This is a genomic window from Thiocapsa sp. (assembly GCF_022340925.1).
Lineage (GTDB): Bacteria > Pseudomonadota > Gammaproteobacteria > Chromatiales > Chromatiaceae > Thiocapsa.
Genome location: NZ_JAJDNA010000124.1, coordinates 1 through 4,371, shown reverse-complemented (window position 1 = coordinate 4,371; position 4,371 = coordinate 1). Strand labels below are relative to the sequence as shown.

At 66.2% G+C, this 4,371-nt stretch carries 6 protein-coding genes; 5 read left to right on the top strand and 1 reads right to left on the bottom strand.

The features are described from left to right. Both LJE61_RS14660 and LJE61_RS14655 read left to right on the top strand, forming a co-directional pair. Positions 1-464: SDR family oxidoreductase (locus tag LJE61_RS14660; protein ID WP_296918794.1), on the top strand; the 464-nt coding region annotated here is incomplete at its 5' end. A gap of 113 nt (positions 465-577) precedes the next feature. Then, a complete protein-coding gene (locus tag LJE61_RS14655) occupies positions 578-964 on the top strand; it encodes a hypothetical protein (RefSeq protein ID WP_296909620.1) in 387 nt (128 codons plus the stop codon). A 70-nt stretch (positions 965-1,034) separates the two neighbouring features. On the opposite strand, the gene LJE61_RS14650 is transcribed toward LJE61_RS14655, so the two are convergent. Further along, positions 1,035-2,855 (bottom strand): ABC transporter transmembrane domain-containing protein, encoded by a 1,821-nt coding sequence (locus tag LJE61_RS14650; protein WP_296909621.1) that lies wholly within the window; start codon positions 2,853-2,855, stop codon positions 1,035-1,037. Positions 2,856-3,147: 292 nt separating this feature from the next. Here LJE61_RS14650 and LJE61_RS14645 point away from each other — a divergent pair, with 292 nt between their 5' ends. The 3 genes from LJE61_RS14645 (at position 3,148) to LJE61_RS14635 (ending at position 4,208) form a co-directional block, all read left to right on the top strand. Then, positions 3,148-3,579 (top strand): CBS domain-containing protein, encoded by a 432-nt coding sequence (locus LJE61_RS14645; protein WP_296909622.1) that lies wholly within the window; start codon positions 3,148-3,150, stop codon positions 3,577-3,579. 209 nt (positions 3,580-3,788) lie between these two features. After that, the gene (locus tag LJE61_RS14640) at positions 3,789-3,938 is read left to right on the top strand and encodes a gamma-butyrobetaine hydroxylase-like domain-containing protein (protein ID WP_296918793.1); all 150 of its coding nucleotides are present in this window, start codon (positions 3,789-3,791) and stop codon (positions 3,936-3,938) included. Positions 3,939-4,055: 117 nt separating this feature from the next. After that, the gene (locus LJE61_RS14635) at positions 4,056-4,208 is read left to right on the top strand and encodes a hypothetical protein (RefSeq protein ID WP_296918792.1); all 153 of its coding nucleotides are present in this window, start codon (positions 4,056-4,058) and stop codon (positions 4,206-4,208) included. The last annotated feature ends 163 nt before the right edge of the window (positions 4,209-4,371 follow it).

Below are 4,371 nucleotides of genomic sequence, written 5' to 3'. Positions count from 1 at the left end.
ACGTCCTTGCCAATATTGCCGGCGGCTTTGCCATGGGCCCCGCCCTGCATGAGACCACGGACGCGCAATGGGACCACATGATGGACCTGAATGCCCGTACGGTCTTCAATTGCTGTCGGGCAGTGGTCCCCGCGCTGCTTGAGACAGGCGGTGGACGAATCATCAACGTCTCTGCACGAGCTGCCAATCGGGGAAGCGGCCACATGGCCCCTTACTGCGCCTCCAAGGCCGCGGTCATCACCCTGACCGAGAGCCTCTCCGAGGAGTTGAAGCACCGTCGCATCAACGTCAACTGCATCATGCCGGGGACGATCGACACGCCTCAGAACCGCGCGGCGATGCCGGACGGGGATTTTGACTCCTGGGTCCCCCTCGATGCCCTCGCAGACGTGATCCTCTTCCTGGCCTCGGACGCCGCCCGCGGTGTCACCGGCGCTGCGGTCCCGGTCTACGGGCGGAGCTGACGCAACTCGTGTCATCGCCCAACGGCCGTTCAACAGACACCAGGCAACCGCTGCCCGGCGACCCGCAATGTCAACGACGTCCTGCCTGCGACGCGACGCGGCGTTGCCTGCTCGTGATCCTGCTTATCGGCGGCCTGAGCCTCGACAGCTCCTTCGCGGCCCCGTTGGACGAGTCCACCCGGCAGCTGTTGATCGAGGCGATAGAGGCCGCGCACGCGCTCGACCTCTATCATGCCCGCTGCCGGAGGGACAGCTCCTACCGACGGACCGAGAACCTGAACAAGCTGCTGGCCAGCCGCCTGCGCACGACCGTGATCCGGGTGCAGGATGAGCTCTTCCCCGAGCGGAGCTACCGACGGGTTCAGGAACGCCTGGAGCGCGACGTCCTGGATCTGCTGCGAGAACGCGGGGGCTGCGACGGAGTCAAGGATTCCGATCTGCCCGCTGAGATGCGGGCGCGCTACGATGAGAAGATTCGCGCCATCGAGTCACTCCCCTGAGCACACTCTCGCCCTCGGTCGGCGGATCTCGTGCGGATCCTTTCATCAGTACCGCCGCCATCGAAGCAGCTCATGGTACGGCCAGCCCCAGGGCCGCGCGTGCCGGCGCGGGCGTGTCGTTGAACTGAAGCGAGGCCAGACGGGCGTATAGACCGCCCTCGGCCATCAGCTCGTCGTGGCGCCCGCTCGCCACGATCCGACCCCGGTCAAGGACCAGGATGCGATCCGCGTTTCGGACGGTCGCCAGCCGATGTGCGATCACGATGCTGGTGCGGCCCGCCATCAGGTGCTCCAGCGCCTCCTGCACCAGACGCTCGCTCTCCGCGTCCAGTGCGCTGGTCGCCTCGTCGAGCAGCAGCAGGACGGGATTCCGCAGCACCGTGCGCGCGATCGCGATCCGCTGGCGCTCGCCGCCTGAAAGACGCACCCCCCGCTCACCCAGAAAGGTGTCGAAGCCCTGCGGCAGGCGGTCCAGGAGCTCGGCAGCGTGCGCGGCCTCGGCGGCCCGACGGACATCGGCAGCGCTGGCCGAATCGAGCCCGTAACGGATGTTCTCCCAGGCGTTGGCACCAAAGATCACGGGATCCTGCGGGACCACCGAGATGCGCCGACGCAGCTCGCCGAGGTCGAGGTCGCGAAGATCGACCCCGTCGAAGCGGACCACCCCCGCGGCCGGGTCGTAGAAGCGCAATAGGAGCTGGAAGAGGGTCGACTTGCCGGCCCCCGACGGGCCGACCAGGGCGATCCGCTCGCCGGGCTCGACACCAAAGGAGAGCGTATCGAGTGCCGCGGCGTCCGGTCGCGCCGGATAAGCGAAACGGACCCGGTCGAATTCGATCCTCCCGCGCGCCGGCATCGGCAAAGGTCGCGGCAGCGGGGGCGTCCGAATGGCCGGCTCGGCCTGCAGCAGCTCCATTAGCCGCTCACTGGCACCCGCGCCCCGCAACAATTGGCCCATGAGCTCGCTGAGCGATCCGACCGCACCGGCGACGACCACCGCGTAGAACAGAAACGCGGAGAGCTCCCCCCCCGTCAGCGTGCCGGCCAGCACCTGGCGACCGCCGACCCAGAGCACCAGGCCGATGGCCCCGAAGGTCAGGAGGGTTGAGACCGCCGCAAGCGCCGCGCTGGTCATCGAGCGGCGCCCCGCAACCTGAAATGCCGACTCCACCTGGGCAGCGTAGCGTTCGCGGTCGATCGGCTCGTGGCAGCAGGCCTGAACGGTGCGAATGGCGTGAACGACCTCGTCGACATAGGCCCCGACATCGGCGATCCGATCCTGGCTGTGACGCGAGAGACGCCGGACCCGATGGCCTAAAACCCAGGCGGGGAGGATCACGAAGGGCACGCCGAGCAAGACGAGGCCGGTCAGGGCCGGACTGGTGATCGCCAACATCAGGATGCCGCCGACCATCAACAAGCCGGTGCGCAGGACCATCGCGAGGGTCGATCCGACCACGACTTGAAGCAGTGCCGTGTCGCTCGTCAGGCGCGAGATCACCTCTCCCACGCGGGTCGTCTCGAAGAAGCCGACGTCCAGAGCCAAGACCCGCTCGAACACACGCTTGCGAATATCCGCGACCACCCGCTCCCCGATCCAATTGAGCAGATAGCTGCGCACCCCAACGGCGATGCCGGTGGCCAAGACCACTGACACGAACAGGATCAGCGCCCGATCCAGTGCGGCCGTCGAGCCTGTGGTCAGGCCGGAATCCACCAAGGCGCGAAGCACCTGCCCGAAGGCGAGCACGGAGCCGGCCGCGACCAACAGGGCGAGCATGCCGCCGAGCAGCTGCCAGCCGTAAGGCCGCGTGAACTCGAGCAGCCGCCGGAGCGCCCCCAGATTGCGGGTCGCGGGGCGATCGCTCGGGGTGATGACTTGTCCGCGCATGGGTATGGTCTCGTTTGCTCGAGCACCAAGGCTCGGTCGTGGCTTCGTCTGAGTGGCTGCGTCTGAATGGGGTCAATCGATGGGGCATCCGATTGGCAGCCGGCAAGGTCGCCGCGGGCGCCGGCCCGGCACTCGCGCGATGGGTGCGCGCTCGACCGCTCCCGCCCGGTGGGTGGCTGTCCCCCCGACGGCTAGGCCCACCAAGAGCGGTCTGCTACCCTGAATAGAGGCAAGGAATGCCTCCATCCAGGCAGGAGCCGCATGAACGCCATCGAGGGAATCCGGAGGAACGATGAGAACGGTTCAACAGCTGCTGGAGGACAAGGGCACAGAGGTCTGGTCGATCAGCCCCGACGCGAGTGTCTACGATGCGCTCGTTCTGATGGCAAATCATCAGATCGGAGCACTCCTGGTGATCGACGAGACCGGAGCGGTCGGACTGATCTCGGAGCGGGACTATGCGCGGGATGTGGTGTTGAGGGGCAAGACATCCAAGGAGACCCCGGTCGGGGACGTGATGACCAAGCGCGTGGTCTGCACCAGCCCCGATCAAACCCTCGAGGAGGCCATGGCCCTGATGACGGAGAAGCGCGTGCGCCACCTCCCGGTCGTCGCGGACGGCCAGATCCTGGGGCTGATCTCCATCGGCGACCTGATCAAATCCATCATCTCGGAGCACAAGTTCATCATTGAGCAGCTCGAGCACTATATCAGCAGCGGCTGAGACCCGCTCGGGGCTCAGCCCTAACTCGGCACTTGGAGCCGCGAAGGCGCAAAGGCCGCAGACAAAATCCGCTGCAACCGACTGATGCTTGGCACGGCTCGCGGTCACAGAGCTCAATGCAGGCATACGACAGCCTCTGCGCCTTGGCGTATCCAGTGCCGCTTGCGCTCTCATCGATCACAGCGGGGATTCACCAAGCCGTTCCAGATATGACCGACCAACCCCCGTCGGGGAAGGAAGGGGTCAACATCCGCGCGATCGAGCCCCAGGGCCGGTACGCCGTTCGCCTCCTGTTCGACGACGGCCATGACACCGGGATCGATTCCTGGGATACGCTCTATCGGCTAAGCTTGGAGTGAGAGCAGAACTGGGCAGACTGTCTCGCCCGGCTCGAGCGGATCGGGTACCGGCAGGAGAAGCCGGAGGCGGCAGAGCAGCGTCTGGGAATCCTCTACTTCACCTGGCTCGCCAGAACGATGCGCAGGGAGTCGGAAGAGCTGCGTGTGCCGGCGGGCGTGACCGGTGCGTCATCCCTGCTCACCTGGCTTGGTTCGCGCAAACGAGGTGCGGCCGTGCTGTTCGAGCCCGACCGCGTGCAGGTGACGGTCAACAGACAATACTTCGAGTGACCTTCACATGCTCGTTGGTGGATGCGCGGGAGCTTGCGTTCTCAGTGCCGACCCGCCGCCAGCCCCACCCCACGACGCTCATGCAGGATGTAAGCCTGAAGCGCGATGAGGTCTGGGTCGTCCAACGCCAATGGACCTGATTCGAGCGGGTTCATGATGCACC

Coding starts and splice junctions, on each gene's coding strand:
- LJE61_RS14645 (WP_296909622.1), top strand. CDS start 3,148: ATGAGAACGGTTCAACAGCTGCTGGAGGACAAGGGCACAGAGGTCTGG.
- LJE61_RS14650 (WP_296909621.1), bottom strand. CDS start 2,855: ATGCGCGGACAAGTCATCACCCCGAGCGATCGCCCCGCGACCCGCAAT.
- LJE61_RS14635 (WP_296918792.1), top strand. CDS start 4,056: ATGCGCAGGGAGTCGGAAGAGCTGCGTGTGCCGGCGGGCGTGACCGGT.
- LJE61_RS14640 (WP_296918793.1), top strand. CDS start 3,789: ATGACCGACCAACCCCCGTCGGGGAAGGAAGGGGTCAACATCCGCGCG.